The organism is Herbaspirillum sp. GW103 (assembly GCF_000261365.1).
Lineage (GTDB): Bacteria > Pseudomonadota > Gammaproteobacteria > Burkholderiales > Burkholderiaceae_D > Herbaspirillum.
Genome location: NZ_AJVC01000002.1, coordinates 82,336 through 100,686, shown reverse-complemented (window position 1 = coordinate 100,686; position 18,351 = coordinate 82,336). Strand labels below are relative to the sequence as shown.

Genomic DNA, 18,351 nt, shown 5'->3' with positions numbered 1-18,351 from the left:
AGATCCGATCAGTCGTACAGCACGGCCTTGATCTTGGGATCGTCGATGTTGCTCTTGTCGTACCAGTAGAAACCGGTATCGATGATCTTGGGCAGCTTCTCGCCCTTGATCGCCTTGACCGCCGCTTCCACGGTCTTGTAGCCGATGCCCACCGGGTTCTGGGTGATGGCGCCGGCCATGATGCCTTCGCGGATCGCATCCGTCTGCTGCTTGCCGGAGTCATAGCCGATGATGATGATCTTGCGCTTCATCTCCCTCACGCCATTGACCACGCCGATGGCCGAACCTTCGTTGGTACCGAAGATGCCCTTGATCTTGGGATAAGCCTGCAGGATGGACTTGGTCACTTCGGTGGACTTGAGCTGGTCGCCCGCGCCGTATTGCACGCTGACCACCTTGATCTTGGGATAGCTGGACTTGATGCGCTCCAGGAAGCCATCGCGGCGGTCCACACCGGTACGGCTGGTCTGGTCGTGCGCGACCACGGCGACTTCACCTTCCTTGCCGATGAGCTCGGCCATCTTGTCGGCGGCCAGGGCCGCGGCGGCGCGGTTGTCAGTGGTGGCGGTGGTGACGGGGATGTCGCTGTCCACGCCCGAGTCAAAGGCCACCACCGGGATCTTGGCGGCTTGTGCCTTCTTCAGCAGGGGGATGGCGGCCTTGCTGTCCAGGGCGGCAAAGCCGATGGCCTGCGGCTTCTTGGCCAGGGCGGCGGAGAGCATGTCGATCTGCTTGTCGACCATGGCTTCGGTTTCCGGACCTTCGAAGGTGACCTTCACCTTCAGGTCGCGGCCGGCCTGGTCGGCACCGGCTTTGACGGCCTGCCAGAACTGGTGCTGGAAGCCCTTGGAAATGAGCGGCACATAGATTTCCTGCGCCTGCGCAGCCGAAGTGCCGACGGCGAAGGCCAGACCCAGGGCAGCGGCCAGTAACTTGTTCTTGAACACGGTACGTCTCCTTTTGTTATCGATGATGGAGTGCCGGAAATGGCGCTTCCGGCGGGGCTTGCGTTGCTACGTTTAAATCATGTCATGCGCTTGCGCCCCTGGCTCAGGCACGGCGGCGGCGCAGAATATCCAGATACACGGCCAGGATGATGATCACGCCGGTGACCACCGTCTGCCACTCCTGCGCCACCGACATGATGCGCAGGCCATTGACCAGCACGCTCATGATGAAGGCGCCGATGATGGTCCCCAGGATGGTGCCGGTACCGCCCGAGAGCGAGGTACCACCGATCACCACGGCGGCAATCGCATCGAGCTCGTAACCCTGGCCCAGAGCGGGCTGCGCCGAATTGAGGCGGGACGCGATGATGAGTCCGGCAATGCCGCAGATGGCCCCCGAGAAGGTGTAGACCGCCACCTTCCAGAAATCCACCTTCACGCCCGACAGGCGCAGCGCTTCCTCGTTGCTGCCCAGCGCAAAGGTATAGCGGCCGAAGACGGTCTTGTTGAGGATGATGGAGGCGCCGATGGCCACGATGAAGAGGATCAGCACGGCGTTGGGAATCGGCAGCGAAGGGATCAGGTCGCCGATGAGTGAATCCTGGGCGATGGACGAGAAGCCCTCGGTATCGTTGAAATAGATCGGACGGGTACCGGAAATCACCAGGGACAGACCCTTCAACAACATCATCATGCCCAGCGTGGCGATGAAGGGCGGCACCTTGAGCTTGGCGATCACCATGCCCGAGACCCAGCCCGAGAGTGCGCCGAAGAAGATGGCCGCTGCGATGCCCAGCGGCAGCGGCATGCCCCAGTTGGTCAGCACCACGCCGGCCATGACGGCGCAGAAGGTCATCATGGTCCCCACCGAGAGGTCGATGCCGGAGGTGATGATGACGTAGGTACAGGCAATGGCCAGCACGCCGTTGACGGCGGTGGATTGCAGGATGCTGACCAGGTTGTCCACCTCCATGAAGTTGGGCGAAGCGAAGCTGAAGAACAGGATCATCAGCATCAGACTGGCAAAGGCCAGCAGTTTCTGGCGCGCCGCCGGGTTGAACAGGCGGGCGCGCAGGCCCGTGGGGGAAGCGTTGTTGGTCATGGTGGATGCGGAGGTGGCGGAGTGGATATTGTTTGCCATGATCGGTCTGTCTCTCTTGTAGGGTCTGGATGCGCGGCCGGTCTTGTTACGCCACGGCCGACGCGCGCTGCGTGGCCAGCTGCATGATGTTTTCCTGCGTGGCCTCGGCGCGCGCGAGCTCACCGGTGATGCGGCCTTCGCACATGACCAGGATGCGGTGGCTCATGCGCAGCACCTCGGGCAGTTCGGAGGAAATCATCACGATGGCCTTGCCCTGTTCGGCCAGGGCATCGAGCAGTTTGTAGATCTCGCTCTTGGCGCCGATGTCGATGCCGCGTGTGGGCTCGTCGAAGAACAGGATGTCGCAGTCGCGCAGCAGCCACTTGGCGATCACGATCTTCTGCTGGTTGCCGCCCGAGAGCAGGCGCGCCTGCTGTTGCACCGAGGGTGTCTTGATGGCCAGCTGGCGCACATAGCCCTGCGCTGCGTCACGGATGGCACGCTGGTCCATGAAGCCCGCTCTGGTAAAACGGCCCATGCTGGAGAGCGCGATATTGGCCTGCACGTCCATGCCCACGGCCAGTCCGAAATGCTTGCGGTCTTCCGACAGATAACCGATGCCATGCGCGACCGCATCGGCGGGTTGGCGGATCACCGCCTTGCCGCCGTGGATGATGATCTCGCCCGACTCCAGCGGATCGGCACCGAAGATGGCGCGCGCCACTTCCGTGCGGCCCGCGCCCATGAGCCCGGCGAAACCGAGGATCTCGCCCCGGCGCAGCTTGAAGCTGACGTCACGGATGGCGCGACCACGATTCAAGCCGCGCACTTCCAGCACCACTTCATTGCCGGAAGTATCGGGCGGCATGCGCTGTTCGCCATCGAGGGCGCGGCCTACCATCATCGAGATGATGGTATCCATGGAGGTGCCCTGCATCGGCACGGTGGCGATGTACTTGCCATCGCGCATGACGCTGACGCGATCGGCGATCTGACGCAATTCGTCCATCTTGTGCGAGATGTAGACGATGCCCACGCCCTGCGCCTGCAGGTCGCGGATGATGCGGAAGAGCTCGGCGATCTCGGCATTGTTCAGAGCCGCCGTCGGTTCATCCATGATGAGCACGCGCGAATCGAAGGACAGCGCCTTGGCGATCTCCACCATCTGCTGGCGGGCCACGCTCAATTCGCCCACCGGCGTGCGCGGGTCCATGTCCAGGCGCATGCGGGAGAAGATGGCGGCGGCCTGGCGGTTCAACTGGTCTTCATCGATGATGAGGCCGAAGCCCTTGCGCGGTTCGCGTCCGATGAAGATGTTCTGGGCGGCGGAAAGGTGGTTCATCAGGTTCAGTTCCTGATGGATGATGCCGATGCCCAGGCCCTGGGCCTGGCGCGGTTCGCGGATGTCCACCGGCTTGCCGTCAAGCAGGATGTCGCCGCTGTCACGCTGATAGACGCCGGAGAGGATCTTCATCAAGGTGGACTTGCCGGCGCCGTTCTCGCCCATCAGGGCGTGGACCTCGCCGGCCACCAGTTCGAACTGGCAATTATCCAGCGCCAGCACGCCCGGAAAGCGCTTGCTGACGTTGCGCAAGGCGATCACCGGTGTGGCCGATGCCGTCGCCGCTGCGCGGGCTTGTGTCTCGTGTTCTTGCTGCATGCTCACCTCGGATGTGGATGCACTGCTGGCCGGATTGGCTCCTGACCATCGTTTGCACGACTCTGCGGTCGCTGTTTTTCGGTGCTGCCTGAATGGCGTACTGCTTACTCTACCGTCTTGCGAAAAACCTGGAAAGCCATTGACTGGCCCTCACCGGACCTTGCCGTCGCGCACACTCAATCCTGCTGCGCGGCCAGGTCGAAGATGCGGGTCATCGGCACCCATTTCTCTCCGGCCGGGGTCCATGGCGTGGGCGCCTGGAAGCGCCACATCAGTTCTTCCCACGCGCGGACCCTGGGGTCGCTCTGGCTGGCCTGCGCCATGGCGGCGGCATCGAAGACGGCGTCATCGGTTTCCATCACCATCACCATGCGTGTACCCAGGCGATAGATTTCCATGCCGGTTACGCCCTGCTGGTGCAGATGCGTGGCGATCTCGGGCCAGATGCGGCGGTGATGCTGTTCATACTCGGCGATGAGCGCGGGGTCATCCTTGAGATCCAGGGCCAGAACGGTACGCATGGCGGCCTCAGGTCAGGGCGCGGTCGAGATGGGTATAGCCCCCATCGACGAAGACCCATTGCCCGGTGGTATGCGAGGAACGTCCCGAGAGCAGGAACACCGCCATGTCGGCCATTTCCTCGGAGGTGGTGAAACGCTTGCCCAGCGGGATCTTGCTGGTGATGGCATCGAGTTTCTCCTGGGGCCTCTCGAAGGTGGCGATCCATTTCTCGTAGAGCGGGGTCATCACTTCGGCAGGGATGAGGGCATTGACGCGCACGCCATCGTCGCGCAGAGCGGCGGCCCATTCGCGCGTGAGCGACAATTGCGCGCCCTTCGATGCGCAATAGCCGCTGGTATTGCCCTGCCCCGTGACGGCCGTCTTGGAGGAGACATTGAGGATGGCACCGCGCGTGGCCTTGAGGTGGGGCACGCAGTAATGCGCCATCACGTAATAGTGGATCAGGTTGCGTTCCAGCGAGGCGACAAATTCATTGCGCCCGGCATCCAGACCCACACTGTCATTGACCCCGGCATTGTTGACCAGTCCATCGAGACGGCCGAAGCGCCGCACGGTCTCGGCAACGGCCTCGCCGCAGGCTGCCTCGTCCTGCAATTCCAGCCGGAACAGGGCGGCAAGCGGCTGCAGACCGGTCAGGCGGCTCCAGAACTGCGGCTCTGGTGCGCTGCGCGCAAACACCACCGGAATGGCGCCCTCGGCCGCCAGCTGCAGGCTGATCGCTCCGCCGATGCCAGAGGCGCCACCGGTCACGATGACTACCTTCTCTTGCAGGTTCAAATCCACATCAGTCTCCGTTTTCGTTCTTTTCGTTCATCTTGCAATGGCAATGTCTGCCTTAATCCCGGAAGCGGTACTGCTCCAGTGAAGCAGGCTTCATTTCGATCGAAAACCCCGGCAAGGCTGGCGGCATGTAGGCCGCGTTGCGGATCACGCAGGGATCGACGAAGTGCTCGTGCAGGTGGTCCACGTATTCGGTCACGCGCCCGTCCTTGCTGCCGGAAATGCAGAGGTAGTCGATCATCGACAGGTGCTGCACATATTCGCACAGGCCCACGCCACCGGCATGCGGGCAGACGACCTTGCCGTACTTGGCGGCCATGAGCATGACGGCCAGGATTTCATTGACGCCGCCCAGGCGACAGGAGTCGATCTGCACCACATCGATGGCATCGCGCATGATGAACTGCTTGAAGAGCACGCGGTTCTGGCACATCTCGCCGGTAGCGACCTTGACCGCACCGATACCCGCGCGGATCTTGCGATGGCCTTCCACGTCATCCGGGCTGGTCGGTTCCTCGATGAACCACGGTTGCGCGAAGGCCAGTTGATTGACCCAGTCGATGGCCTGATCCACTTCCCAGACCTGATTGGCATCGATCATCAGATTGCGCTCCGGCCCCAACACTTCACGGGCGATGCGCACGCGCCGCTTGTCGTCTTCGAGATCGCGGCCAACCTTGAGCTTGACGTAGTTGAAGCCCTGGTCGACGGCTTCCTGGCACAGTCGCCGCAGCTTGGCGTCGTCATAGCCGAGCCATCCGGCCGAGGTGGTGTAGCAGGGATAGCCTTCCCGTTCCAGCGTGCGCAGGCGCTCGGCCTTGCCGGCCTCTTTCGCGCGCAGCAGCGCCAGCGCTTCGTCCGGGGTGATGCAATCGGTGATGTAGCGGAAGTCGATGGTGCGCACCAGCTCCTCGGGCGTCATGTCGGCCACCAGTTTCCACACCGGCTTGCCGACCGCCTTGGCCCACAGGTCCCAGGCGGCATTGACCACCGCGCCGGTAGCCAGGTGGATGGCCCCCTTGTCCGGACCGATCCAGCGCAGCTGACTGTCGGAGGTGACATGGCGCCAGAAGCGCCCCATGTCGGCGGCAATCCAGTCCAGCTCCAGGCCCACCACCAGGTGCTCCATGGCACGGATGGCGGCGCAGCAGATCTCGTTGCCACGGCCGATGGTGAAGGTCAGGCCGTGACCCTTGAGTTGTTCATTGTCGGTGTCGAGGATGACATAGGCGGCCGAATAATCCGGATCCGGATTCATCGCATCGGACCCATCCAGCGATTGCGAAGTAGGAAAGCGCACGTCCAGCACGCGCAGGGCAGTGATCTTGGTCATCAGTCTCTAACGTGGATGCCGGGGCGCCAAGGGGCTGCCGTCGGCCGGGCGGTCCGTGGCGGACGGCCCAGGGTGATCGTCTCCGGGGCCGGGCCCCTTTTTTGATTTCTCTCACAAATAAAATTTCATTTCATCTGTGAGTGACAGAGCATAACCCCGATTATCCTCCCAATGCAGGGCTGGCCCGATGAAGTTTCCGCGCAGATCGATATCGATTTCGTGATGACGATGCCGCATCAAGAGGTCATTCATGAAAATTTATTTTACAAATAAAATGGTTTTTTCATCAAAATCCCCTACAATCCGGCCCCATCAACCGCCCGCTTTTGCGATCTTGCGACCATTGCACCAGAACGCCATGCCCAGAACCCGGAAACTCCATCCCGCCGAAGCCCCTGCCGTGCAGACCGCCGCCGACCACGAGGAGGAAAGCGCCAGTGGCAAGACGCGCTACGCCGCGCCGGCGCTGGACAAGGGCCTGGACATCCTGGAGTTGCTGAGCCGCTCGGAGCAGATGCTGACCCTGAACCAGATTTCCCGGCAACTGGGGCGCAGCGTCAACGAGATCTTCCGCATGGTGGTCACGCTGGAACAGCGCGGCTATCTGGTGGCCGACAACGACCATTACCGGCTCTCGCTGAAACTGTTTGAACTGGCGCACCATCATCAACCGATCCGCTCGCTGGTCAGCACTGCCCTGCCCCACATGCGCGAGCTGGCCAATCGCTCGATGCAGTCGACCCATCTGACAGTCTATGAAGCCGGTCGGGTGATCGTGGTGGCACAGGTCGACAGTCCCGAGCGCTGGGCCTTCGGGCTGAAGGTCGGTGCGCTGGTGAGCCTGACCGATACCGCCTCGGGCCATGTGCTGCTGGCGTTTCGCGACCAGGCCGAGCGCGCCAGCATGCTGGCTGCGCACGTGCGCATGGATGGTGAACAGGAAATCGAGACGGCGCAGTTGATGCGCCAGATCGAGGACACGCGCAAACGCGGTCACTCGCGCATGGAAAGCCGCCAGATCCGGGGGGTGATCAACCTGTCCTATCCGGTCATGGGCGCCAACGACCGCATGCTGGCGGCACTGAACGTGCCCTATATCGAACGCATCGACAAGAAGGTCAATCCCAGCCTGGACGAGGTGCAAGGGATCGTCCAGGAAATCTCGGCGCGGCTGTCGCGGCTGATGGGGGATTCAAGTTTCGGGTCCTGAGGACGGACCCGAGGCAAGGCCTCAGCCGGCGAAGCGCACTTCCGGCAGGCCGCGCACACCAGGCAACGGCACACTGAACAAGGCACCGGCCAGCTTGTCTTGGGCGCGTTGTCCGGCGCTCATGCCTTCGTGGGCGGTGGTCACGAACAGGGTAGCAAAGTCGGCACCGCCGAACGCCACACAGGACGGCTGTGCGGTGGGCACCTCGATGATGCGGTCGATCCTGCCGTCAGGGGCAAACCGCACCACGCGCGCGCCACCCCACTGGGCGTTCCAGACGTAACCATCGGCGTCGACGGTGGAACCATCGGGGCCACCCGGCTGCCCGGACAGATCGGCGAAGAGGCGCGCATTGGAGACGGCGCCGCTGTCGGTGTCGTAGTCACACACCATGATCTTGCCGGCCATGGAGTCGCAGTGATACATCAGCCTGCCATCAAGGCTGAAGCAGATGCTGTTGGAAATGGCGATGCCAGGCAGGGCCAGGCGTTCCAGACTCAGGTCGGCATTCAAGCGATAGAAGCTGGCGATGGGCGCGCGGCCGGCGTCTTCATTCAAGGTCCCGAAAACGAAACGGCCCTGGCGGTCGCAGCGGCCATCGTTGAGGCGCGTGGTCGGCAGATCGCCTTCGATGCGGCAGATCGGACTGATGCTGCCGGTGTTCAGGTCGAAGAAGGCCAGGCGCGATTCCAGTCCGATCAGAAGACGCTGCGCTTCGGCCGTGAAGGCAAAGCAGCACAGGCGTTCCGGCATGCCCCAGCTGCGCGTGGCACCACTGGCCGGATCATGGTTCCACAAGCGGGATGCGTGGATATCGGTCCAGAAGACCGTCTGCGAGCGCTCGCACCAGAGCACTCCTTCGCCCAGTTCATGATGTCCGTCAACCAGCAATTGCGCATTCATCGGGGTTCCGCCTGCAAATCAAATAAATGAAAAAATGAAAAAATGAAAAAATGAAAAAATGAAAAAAAATGAAATAAATTAAATAAACAATATAGATAGTTTGAATGGCGCAATCAACCATGCACCACCAAGACAAAAAAGGGTGGGCTTGCGCCCACCCTCAACTACATCAAGACCACCTCAGGAAGGATTACAGATACTGCTGTTCGTTACATCAGAACGAGTGGGCGATACCGAAGTAACCACCGGTCTGCTTCAAGCCGGAAACGCCGTTGTCGGCACCGTTTTCCAGGACGTGACCAGCGCCAGTGCCGTTACGCACGGTGCCCACGTCGACGTACAGCAGGGTACGCTTGGACAGGAAGTAGTTCACGCCAGCCATGTACAGGTTGGCCGTGCCGCCGCCATTGCCCACGCCGGAAGAACTGACCGAAGCGTTGTTGGCATTGACGTGGAACCAGGAAGCGACCAGTTGCAGTTGCGAGGTCACGTCATAGTTGGCGCCGATCCAGTACTGGTTGGCACGGCTCGGGGCACCTGCCGCGGCATTGGGCGCACGCAGGTTTTCGTAGCCGACGAACATCTTGAGCTTGTCGATCTTGTAGGTACCGCCCAGGATCAGTTCCTTGGAGTGGCTCCAGACGTTGGTGTAGTCGCCGTTGGAATCACGGATCACGTCATAGATGGCGCGCAGTTCCAGGCCGTTCTTCTGGTAGGCCACCGAGATGCCGTCCTTGCGACCATCGCTGTTGCCGCCAGCAGCAGAGTTGCTGTTGCCGCCGTTGAACGAACCGGCCTTTTCACCCAGGCTGGTCTGCAGATTGACGGTGAAACCAGCCATGTCGGGGCTGTTGTACTCGATGATGTTGGAAGCACCCGGCCAGTTGCGGCCGTTGACCAGGGTCACGGTACCGATGGCTTGCTGGCCGGTCGGATCCAGATACCAGATGTCATTGTTGATGAACAGGTTCTTGCCGAACTTGATGGAACCGGCGGTGGCCGAGGACAGACCGACGTAGGAACGACGGTTGAACAGGGCATTGTTGCTGGTGTCGGTGCCGTTGAGGGCGCCCTTGGTCGAATTGAAACCGGATTCGATCAGGAAGAAGGCATTGTTACCGCCGCCCAGGTCTTCCGTGCCCTTGAAGCCGATCATGCTGGTGCCCCATTGATTGTTGGCGGCGCTCCACTTGGAACCTTGACCGTTGGTACCGGCATTGGTCTGGAAGTCGACACCGGCCACGACACGGCCGTAAATGGTGACACTGCTTTGCGCCTGCGCCTGTGCCGAGAACGCTCCCATGAGCGCCAGCGCGCACAGGGTCTTTGCTCCAATAAAGGATGGCTTCACTTGCTTCATGAATAGTCTCCGTGGATATTGCCGTTTAAAATTTTTTTCGTCGGTGGGCTTGGCCGTGCAGCGTTGCACTTCAGACCCCTGGGTCCTGACGGACCCCTGACAGTCTCCCAACTTGTTGTTTTGATGCTGCCCGACCGTCTTCTCTTTCATCCCGTAGCTGCGCTGGTTGTCTCCTGTACAGCCCGGAATGTGGCTAGATACTAAGTATTCAGTTCATGTCTTTCCAATGAAATCTTTAGCAATTCCGATATGCGATTTGATATCATCAATTCCTAATAAAAAACGATTGATAAAATTTAGAACCCATTTCGTAAATAGGCGTGAGTGCCTATTTACGAAATGGGTTCTAAAAACCGTCCCCGGAGACTTATGAAAAACAGTGACCCGAACTGGTTTCTGCGGGCGCGATTGAAGACCCGTCAGCTGCTTCTGCTGATCGCTCTCGACGACACCCGCAACATCCACCGCGCCGCCAGCGAGCTGAACATGACGCAGCCGGCTGCTTCCAAGCAACTCAAGGACCTCGAGGACATGCTGGGCGTGTCCCTGTTCGAGCGCCTGCCGCGCGGCATGCGGCCCACCATCTATGGCGAGGCCATGATCCGCCATGCGCGCATGGCCCTGACCAGCCTGTCCAAGGCGCATGAAGACATCGTGGCCCTGAAATCGGGCCTCTCCGGCCAGGTCGACGTGGGCGTGATCCTCTCGCCGGGCATGGCTCTGCTGCCTCCGGCCATCGCACGGGTCAAGGAACAGGCGCCGATGTTGCGCATCGGCGTGGAGGTGGAAAGCAGCAACATCCTGCTCTCGCGCCTGCTGCACGGGGAGCTGGACTTCATCATCGGTCGCATCCTGGACGAAGAAGCCCGTGGCGGCCTGCTCTATGAAGAGCTGGCCGATGAGCCCGTGTGCGCCGTGGCCCGCGTGGGCCATCCCTTCCACACCCGTACCGACCTGAGCCTGGCTGACCTGGCCAGCGAAGCCTGGATCATGGCGCCCAAGGGCAGCATCCTGCGGGCACGCTGCGACCAGATGTTCCGTGAGCAAGGCCTGGCGCCGCCCTCCAACGTGGTCGACACCACCGCCATCCTCTTCATCACCAGCCTGTTGCAGCAGACCGATTTCATCTACGCAATGCCCACCGAAGTGGCACGCTACTACACCCAGGCACGCCTGATGGATATCCTGCCCATCGAACTGCCCTGCCGCATGGCCGGCTTCGGCATCATCACGCGCCAGGACAACCTGCTCTCGCCCGGGGCCAACCTGGTCCTGCAGGCGATCCGCGAAGTGGCGAAGATGATTTACTGATTCCCCCGCCTGCCCGGGCATGTGCCATGCCGGGGTCGGTTTGCTGCGCCGAGTTTTATTAAGAAATGTAAGGTAACGTAAGACTCTCTGAAATCGGGCGACAACGCGGCACCAAAAACAAAATCACACCGCAAAAAAACTTTAAAAAACGCGGCTAAAAAACAACACCCCACTCGGGCAAAAAACTAAGTTTTTTCAAGCTGTCATACAGCTTTTTCCGGAAACTCTCCAGGTTACCTCCCGCTTCCAAACTCTTTTAGCGTTTGCGCAAAATTTGCGCAAAAAAAAGAGTCGCCATTGGGCGACTCTTTCTGGTCCGCAGCGCAGGCGCGCTTCGTCAAACCTGTCACACCCAACCGGCGTCGACGATGAATTCCTGCGCTGTGCACATGGCGCTATCGTCGGCAGCCAGGAACAGCACCATGCGCGCCAGGTGCCAGGGCAGCAGATCGCCCTGCAGGCACTGGTTGCGGGCGATCGCCTTCTTGCCCTCTTCATCCAGCCACAGCTTGATCTGGCGTTCGGTCATGACCCAGCCCGGTGTCACGGTATTGACGCGGATCTTGTGCGGGCCGAGGTCGCGCGCCAGGCCGCGTGTCAGGCCCAGAGTCGAGGCCTTGGCCGTGGTGTAGACCGGGAAGCCGCCACTGGACTGGTGCCAGCTGATGGAGCTGAAGTTGATGATGGAACCGCCGCCACGGCGCTTCATGCCTTCCACCACCGACTGCACCGCAAAGAAGGACGGACGCTGGTTGATGGCGATGCGATCGTTCCAGTACTCCAGCGTCACTTCTTCCAGCGTGTGACGCTGGTCATTGGCGGCATTGTTGACCAGCACGTCGAAGTCGCCCAGTTGCGCTTGCAGCTCGGCGATGGTGGCCTGGAAGGCCGGGATGTCACGCAGGTCGCAATGACGGAACAGCGGCTTGGGGTGACCGGCCGCCGCCACGTCATTGCACAGCGCTTCGCTGGCCTCGGTGGCGATATCGACGAAGGCCACGTGCGCACCTTGTTGCGCAAACGCTTCGACAATGGCCGCACCGATGCCGGTGCCGCCGCCGGTGATGAAGACGCGCTTGCCCTTCAGGCTGGGGAAGTGCGCCAGTTGTACGTTCTGGGGAGTAGTGCTCATGAAGTGTCCTTGCTGGCCGGTGCGCGCACAAGGCGCGACACCGGCATCACGATGAGGGGAGGAAGATCAGTGCGAATGCTTGGGCACGGCAGCACCACGGCAGCCGACCAGGAAGTCGAAGTCGCAACCTTCGTCAGCCTGCAGCACGCGGTCCACATACAGGGACTGGTAGCCGCCGACCATCTCGGGCTTGCGTTCGGCCAGCAGCTTGGCGCGCTCGGCCAGGCGGCGCTGCATCTCTTCCTCGCTGATGTCCAGCTGCAGCTTGCCTGCGTAGGCATCCAGCTCGATGAAGTCGCCATCCTGGACGATGCCCAGCGGGCCGCCGGCGGCGGCTTCCGGCGCCACGTGCAGGATCACGGTGCCATAGGCGGTGCCGCTCATGCGCGCGTCCGAAATGCGGACCATATCCTTCACGCCGGTGGCCAGAACCTTGGGCGGCAAGCCCATGTTGCCCACTTCGGCCATGCCGGGGTAACCCTTGGGACCGACGTTCTTCATCACCAGCACGCAGCTGGCATCGACGTCCAGATCGGGATCGTTGATGCGTTCCTTGTAATGAGCGAAGTCCTCGAAGACCACCGCACGGCCGCGATGCTTCATCAGTTCAGGGGTGGCTGCCGAGGGCTTCAGGACCGCACCGCGCGGCGCCAGGTTGCCGCGCAGGATGCAGATGCCGCCGTCTTCGATGAGCGGCTTGGCCAGCGGGCGCACCACTTCATCGTTGTAGATCGGGGCGTCCTTGACGTTGTCCCACATGGTCTGGCCGTTGACGGTCAGGGCATCCTTGTGCGGCAGCAGGTCGGCTTCGCCCAGGCGGCGCAACACGGCAGGCAGGCCGCCGGCATAGTAGAACTCTTCCATCAGGTAGCGACCGGAGGGTTGCAGATCGACGATGGTCGGGGTGCCACGTCCGATGCGGGTCCAGTCTTCCAGTTCCAGATCCACGCCGATGCGGCCGGCGATGGCCTTGAGGTGGATCACCGCATTGGTGGAGCCGCCGATGGCGGCATTGGTGCGGATGGCATTCTCGAAAGCCTTGCGGGTCAGGATCTTGGACAGGGTCAGGCCTTCCCAGACCATGTCGACGATGCGCATGCCGGAGAGGTGCGCGAGAACATAGCGGCGCGCATCGACGGCGGGGATCGCCGCATTGTGCGGCAGCGACACGCCCAGCGACTCGGCCATGCAGGCCATGGTCGAGGCGGTGCCCATGGTGTTGCAGGTACCGGCCGAACGCGACATGCCCGCTTCGGCGGCCATGAAGTCGTGGATGGTGATTTCACCGGCCTTGACCTGTTCCGACAACTGCCAGACCACGGTGCCCGACCCGATGTCACGGCCCTGGTGCTTGCCGTTCAACATCGGACCACCGGTCACGACGATGGCCGGCACGTCACAGCTGGCCGCGCCCATCAGCAGGGCCGGGGTGGTCTTGTCGCAGCCGGTCAGCAGCACCACGGCGTCGATGGGATTGCCACGGATCGACTCTTCCACGTCCATGCTGGCCAGGTTGCGGGTCAGCATGGCGGTGGGGCGCAGGTTGGATTCGCCGTTGGAGAACACCGGGAACTCCACCGGGAAGCCACCGGCTTCGATGATGCCGCGGCGCACATGTTCGGCGATCTTGCGGAAGTGGGCATTGCAGGGCGTCAGTTCCGACCAGGTGTTGCAGATGCCGATGACTGGCTTGCCCTGGAACTCGTGGTCGGGGATGCCCTGGTTCTTCATCCAGCTGCGGTACATGAAACCGTTCTTGTCGGCGGTACCGAACCAGCCGGCCGAGCGCAGGGTGCGGCTCTTGTCTTTTTTGTCGCTACTCATTGTTGAATTCCTGAATGACAGAAAACGAAGGATCTGGAAAACCGCTTGCTGCCGAATGCAAAAGGCGGGCGCCAGGCCCGCCTTGCTTGATCCGGATTACTTGTTCTTGTTGTAGACGTCGAAGCACACGGCCATCAGCAGGACCAGGCCCTTGATCATCTGCTGGTAGTCGATGCCGATGCCCATGATGGACATGCCGTTGTTCATCACGCCCATGATGAAGGCGCCGATGACTGCGCCCATGACCTTGCCCACGCCGCCCGAGGCCGATGCGCCGCCAATGAAGCAGGCCGCGATCACGTCCAGCTCGAAGCCCAGGCCAGCCTTGGGAGTGGCGGTGTTCAGACGTGCCGCGAAGATCAGACCGGCCAGTGCCGCCAGCACGCCCATGTTGACGAAGGTGAAGAAGGACACGCGTTCGGTCTTGATACCCGACAGCTTGGCCGCCTTCTCGTTGCCGCCCACGGCATAGACACGGCGGCCCAGGGTGGTGCGGCTGGTGACAAAGGTGTAGAAGACCATCAGCGCGAACATGATGATGAGCACGTTGGGCATGCCGCGATAGGTCGACAGCAGGTAGCTGAAGGCGATGATGGCCGCAGCGAAGACGCCATTCTTGAGCAGGAAGAACGCCGCCGGTTCATCTTCCATACCGTGCTTGGTCTGTTTGCGGCGGCCATGCAGCTTGACCAGGATCAGCACCACGGCCGCGACCACGCCCACCACCAGCGAGGTGGTACGGAAGGTGGTGCTGCCGGTCAGCTCGGGAATGAAGCCCGAGGACAGCATCTGGAAGGTCTGCGGGAAGGGGCCCAGGGATTGACCCTGCAGCAGCGCCAGTGCCATGCCCTTGAAGACCAGCATGCCGGCCAGGGTGACGATGAAGGACGGAATCTTGAAGTAGGCGATCCAGTAACCCTGCGCCGCGCCGATCAGGCCACCGGCAATCAGGCAGACGATGGAGGCCGGCACGAAGCCCCAGCCGTAGTTCACCATCAGCACCGCAGCCAGTGCGCCGATCAGACCCACCACCGAGCCCACCGACAGGTCGATGTGGCCGGCCACGATCACCATCAGCATGCCCAGCGCCATGATGACGATGTAGCTGTTCTGCAGGACCAGATTGGTCAGGTTCAGCGGACGCATCAGCGTGCCGTCGGTCATGATCTGGAAGAAGGCCATGATGGCCACCAGTGACATCAGCATGCCGTATTCGCGCATGTTGTTCTTCAGGAAGCTGCCGTAGTCCTTCTTCTCGACGGCGCCGCTGGCGACGGCCGGTTTCTTGCTCATGTCAATGCTCTCCATTGTCTTGCTCCTCGGGTGCTCTCTGGTCTTGATGGACTTTATGGGTGTTGCCGCCGGTTTGGCTCCGGCTTGATGGTTTGCGTTCAGGCAGCCTGGGACAGGCCCGGGTCATCGATGCGCTTGTTGCGCATGATGGCGCGCATGATGCTTTCCTGGGTCGCTTCGGCCTTGGGCAGGTGGCCCACGAACTGGCCTTCGTTCATCACGTAGATGCGGTCGCACATGCCCAGCAGTTCCGGCATTTCCGACGAGATCATGATGATGCACTTGCCCTCGGCGGCCAGCTTGCTGATGATGTTGTAGATCTCGAACTTGGCGCCCACGTCGATGCCGCGCGTGGGTTCATCCAGGATCAGCACTTCCGGCTGCGAGAACAGCCACTTCGACAGCACCACCTTCTGCTGATTGCCGCCGGAGAGGTTGACCACTTTCTGCAGCACGCTGGAACAGCGGATGCGCATCTGTTGCTTGAAATCGGCCGCGATCTTGTACTCGCGCGCCTCGTCGATGACGGTGCGCTCGGCCACGCCGCCCAGGTTGGCCAGCGAGATGTTCTTCTTGATGTCTTCTTCCAGCACCAGACCATCACCCTTGCGGTCTTCGGTGACGTAGGCGATGCCCTTGGCGATGGCCTTCTCGATGGTGGACAGGTCCACTTCCTTGCCATGCAGGAAGGCCTGGCCGGTAATCTTCTTGCCGTAGGCACGGCCAAAGATGCTCTTGGCCAGTTCGGTACGACCGGCGCCCATGAGCCCGGCAATACCGACGATCTCGCCGGCGCGCACGGTCATGTTGACGTCCTTGATGGCCAGGCGATCCGAGTGCAGCGGGTGGTGTACACGCCAGTCGCGCACTTCGAAGATGACCTCGCCGATCTGTGGATCGCGCTGCGGATAGCGGTCGGCCATCTCGCGGCCCACCATGTGCTGGATGATGCGGTCTTCGCTGATGGGCTCGGCACGGCAGTCGAAGGTGTCAACGGTGGTGCCATCGCGCAGCACCGTGATGGAATCGGCGACCTTGGAAATTTCGTTGAGCTTGTGCGAAATGAGGATCGAGGCAATGCCCTGGCGCTTGAGTTCCAGCAGCAGTTCCAGCAGGGCATCGGAGTCGCTTTCATTGAGGCTGGCAGTGGGCTCGTCCAGGATCAGCAGCTTGACTTCCTTGGAGAGCGCCTTGGCGATTTCGATGAGTTGCTGCTTGCCCACGCCCAGGTCGCCGACCTTGGTCAGGGGTGACTCCTTCAGGCCGACCTTGGCCAGCAGTTCCTTGGCGCGCACGTAGGAGTGCTCCCAGTCGATGACGCCGCCACTGGCTTGCTCGTTGCCCAGGAACAGGTTTTCCATCACCGACAGCAGAGGCACCAGGGCCAGCTCCTGGTGGATGATGATGATGCCCAGGTGTTCGCTGTCGCGAATATCCTTGAAGGCACGCACCTCACCTTTGTAGACGATGTCGCCGGAATAGCTGCCGTGCGGGTACACACCCGAAAGCACCTTCATCAGCGTGGATTTGCCGGCGCCGTTCTCGCCGACGATCGCATGGATCTCGCCTTCGCGCACTGCCAGGTTGACGTTGTTCAACGCCTTCACACCCGGGAAGCTCTTTTCGATGCCGCGCATTTCCAGAATGTTGCTCATGATGCTGACCTCTCTTTTGCCGGTCTTGCGTGGGTGACGTAGCCGGACTTGCCTGTCTCGTTTGCGTTGCACGGGGGCAAGCGCAACGCTGAAAGAATTAGTCCCGCACAGAGCGGGACCATGCTGTTCTTCTTGCCTGCTTCTGCTTGTTGTTCTTGTCGGGTACGGCGGTGACACGCTCTTGCCACGGGCGGCAGCATCATTGACGCTGCCGCCCGCGTATTACCTCAAACGATTACTTCAGTTGCGCTTCGGTGTAGTAGCCGCTGCCCACCAGGACCTGCTTCCAGTTCGACTTGTCGACCACGACCGGCTTCAACAGGTAGGACGGCACGACCTTCACGCCGTTGTTGTAGGTCTTGGTATCGTTGATCTGGGGCTGCTTGCCGCCCATGAGTGCATCGACCATACCGACGGTGACCTTGGCCAGTTCGCGGGTGTCCTTGAAGATGGTGGAATACTGCTCGCCACGGATGATGGACTTGACCGAAGGAATTTCGGCATCCTGACCCGAGACATACGGGAACGGCTGTTGCGGAGTACCGTAGCCCACGCCGCGCAGCGAGGACAGGATACCGATGGACAGGCCGTCATACGGGGACAGCACGGCGTTGACCTTGGCATTGGTGTAGTAGGCCGACAGCAGGTTGTCCATACGGGCCTGGGCGGTTGCCGGATCCCAGCGCAGGGTCGCGACCTTGTCCATGCCCATCTGCTTGGAACGCACCACCAGCTTGCCGCTGTCGATGTAGGGCTTCAGGACCGACATGGCGCCGTTGTAGAAGAAGAAGGCGTTGTTGTCGTCCGAGGAACCGCCGAACAGTTCGATGTTGAACGGGCCCTTGCCTTCCTTCAGGCCCAGAGCCTTTTCCAGCGACTGCGCCTGCAGCACGCCGACCTGGAAGTTGTCGAAGGTGGCGTAGTAGTCGACGTTCTTGGAACCACGGATCAGGCGGTCATAGGCGATGACCTTGACGCCCTTGTCGGCGGCCTTCTGCAGCACGTCGGTCAGGGTGGTGCCGTCGATGGCGGCGATCACCAGCACCTTGGCGCCCTTGGTCAGCATGTTCTCAATCTGGGACAGCTGGTTGGGGATGTCGTCTTCGGCGTATTGCAGGTCGGTCTGGTAGCCCTTTTCCTTGAGGACCTTGACCATGTTGTTGCCGTCGGCAATCCAGCGGGCCGAAGACTTGGTGGGCATGGCCACACCGACCAGTGCCTTGCTCTGCGCGCTCACCTGTGCGCTGATGGACATCAGGGTCACACCCAGGCCGAGGGCGATACCGCTCAATACGGATTTGATTTTCATGCTTCGAGTCTCCAGTCTCATTGTTGGAATG

At 61.3% G+C, this 18,351-nt stretch carries 16 protein-coding genes; 2 read left to right on the top strand and 14 right to left on the bottom strand.

The genetic code is table 11. From position 1 onward, the window contains the following. Positions 1–8: 8 nt before the first annotated feature. From GWL_RS01965 to GWL_RS23220, 7 genes are all read right to left on the bottom strand, one after another. Positions 9–947, bottom strand: coding sequence for an ABC transporter substrate-binding protein (locus GWL_RS01965; RefSeq protein WP_008326152.1), 939 nt, complete (start codon positions 945–947; stop codon positions 9–11). Between the two features lie 103 nt (positions 948–1,050). Then, positions 1,051–2,049 carry an ABC transporter permease gene (locus GWL_RS01960; protein ID WP_369770080.1) on the bottom strand — a complete coding sequence of 333 codons (999 nt, stop codon included), beginning with the start codon at positions 2,047–2,049 and terminating at the stop codon, positions 1,051–1,053. Between the two features lie 85 nt (positions 2,050–2,134). Then, positions 2,135–3,688, bottom strand: a complete 1,554-nt coding sequence (locus tag GWL_RS01955; RefSeq protein ID WP_008326133.1) for a sugar ABC transporter ATP-binding protein — start codon at positions 3,686–3,688, stop codon at positions 2,135–2,137. Between the two features lie 176 nt (positions 3,689–3,864). Then, on the bottom strand, positions 3,865–4,209 hold the full coding sequence (locus GWL_RS01950) for an L-rhamnose mutarotase (RefSeq protein ID WP_008326131.1): 345 nt from the start codon (positions 4,207–4,209) through the stop codon (positions 3,865–3,867). 7 nt (positions 4,210–4,216) lie between these two features. Beyond that, on the bottom strand, positions 4,217–4,993 hold the full coding sequence (locus tag GWL_RS01945) for an SDR family oxidoreductase (RefSeq protein WP_008326110.1): 777 nt from the start codon (positions 4,991–4,993) through the stop codon (positions 4,217–4,219). A gap of 52 nt (positions 4,994–5,045) precedes the next feature. After that, the gene (locus GWL_RS01940) at positions 5,046–6,323 is read right to left on the bottom strand and encodes an L-fuconate dehydratase (protein ID WP_008326108.1); all 1,278 of its coding nucleotides are present in this window, start codon (positions 6,321–6,323) and stop codon (positions 5,046–5,048) included. 111 nt (positions 6,324–6,434) lie between these two features. Next, on the bottom strand, positions 6,435–6,575 hold the full coding sequence (locus tag GWL_RS23220) for a hypothetical protein (RefSeq protein WP_157174181.1): 141 nt from the start codon (positions 6,573–6,575) through the stop codon (positions 6,435–6,437). Between the two features lie 106 nt (positions 6,576–6,681). On the opposite strand from GWL_RS23220, the gene GWL_RS01935 reads away from it, so the two are divergent. Continuing rightward, positions 6,682–7,533, top strand: a complete 852-nt coding sequence (locus GWL_RS01935) for an IclR family transcriptional regulator (protein WP_034349913.1) — start codon at positions 6,682–6,684, stop codon at positions 7,531–7,533. A 21-nt stretch (positions 7,534–7,554) separates the two neighbouring features. Here the strand turns inward: GWL_RS01935 and GWL_RS01930 are convergent, their stop codons facing one another. Both GWL_RS01930 and GWL_RS01925 read right to left on the bottom strand, forming a co-directional pair. After that, positions 7,555–8,436, bottom strand: a complete 882-nt coding sequence (locus tag GWL_RS01930; protein WP_008326095.1) for an SMP-30/gluconolactonase/LRE family protein — start codon at positions 8,434–8,436, stop codon at positions 7,555–7,557. A gap of 214 nt (positions 8,437–8,650) precedes the next feature. Then, positions 8,651–9,796, bottom strand: a complete 1,146-nt coding sequence (locus tag GWL_RS01925) for a porin (protein ID WP_008326091.1) — start codon at positions 9,794–9,796, stop codon at positions 8,651–8,653. A gap of 369 nt (positions 9,797–10,165) precedes the next feature. Between GWL_RS01925 and GWL_RS01920 the strand changes: the two genes are divergently transcribed. After that, the gene (locus tag GWL_RS01920; protein WP_008326088.1) at positions 10,166–11,107 is read left to right on the top strand and encodes a LysR family transcriptional regulator; all 942 of its coding nucleotides are present in this window, start codon (positions 10,166–10,168) and stop codon (positions 11,105–11,107) included. A 346-nt stretch (positions 11,108–11,453) separates the two neighbouring features. Here GWL_RS01920 and GWL_RS01915 read toward each other — a convergent pair whose 3' ends face one another. The 5 genes from GWL_RS01915 to chvE form a co-directional block, all read right to left on the bottom strand. After that, positions 11,454–12,239: an SDR family NAD(P)-dependent oxidoreductase gene (locus tag GWL_RS01915; protein ID WP_008326086.1), complete on the bottom strand. Its 786-nt coding sequence runs from the start codon at positions 12,237–12,239 to the stop codon at positions 11,454–11,456. Positions 12,240–12,305: 66 nt separating this feature from the next. Beyond that, positions 12,306–14,063, bottom strand: a complete 1,758-nt coding sequence (locus tag GWL_RS01910) for an IlvD/Edd family dehydratase (RefSeq protein WP_008326085.1) — start codon at positions 14,061–14,063, stop codon at positions 12,306–12,308. Between the two features lie 96 nt (positions 14,064–14,159). Then, on the bottom strand, positions 14,160–15,371 hold the full coding sequence (gene mmsB, locus GWL_RS01905; protein WP_008326082.1) for a multiple monosaccharide ABC transporter permease: 1,212 nt from the start codon (positions 15,369–15,371) through the stop codon (positions 14,160–14,162). 83 nt (positions 15,372–15,454) lie between these two features. After that, complete coding sequence (gene mmsA, locus GWL_RS01900) at positions 15,455–17,011, bottom strand: multiple monosaccharide ABC transporter ATP-binding protein (RefSeq protein ID WP_008326081.1); 1,557 nt, start codon at positions 17,009–17,011, stop codon at positions 15,455–15,457. A gap of 235 nt (positions 17,012–17,246) precedes the next feature. Then, a complete protein-coding gene (gene chvE, locus GWL_RS01895) occupies positions 17,247–18,320 on the bottom strand; it encodes a multiple monosaccharide ABC transporter substrate-binding protein (protein ID WP_008326079.1) in 1,074 nt (357 codons plus the stop codon). Between the last annotated feature and the right edge of the window lie 31 nt (positions 18,321–18,351).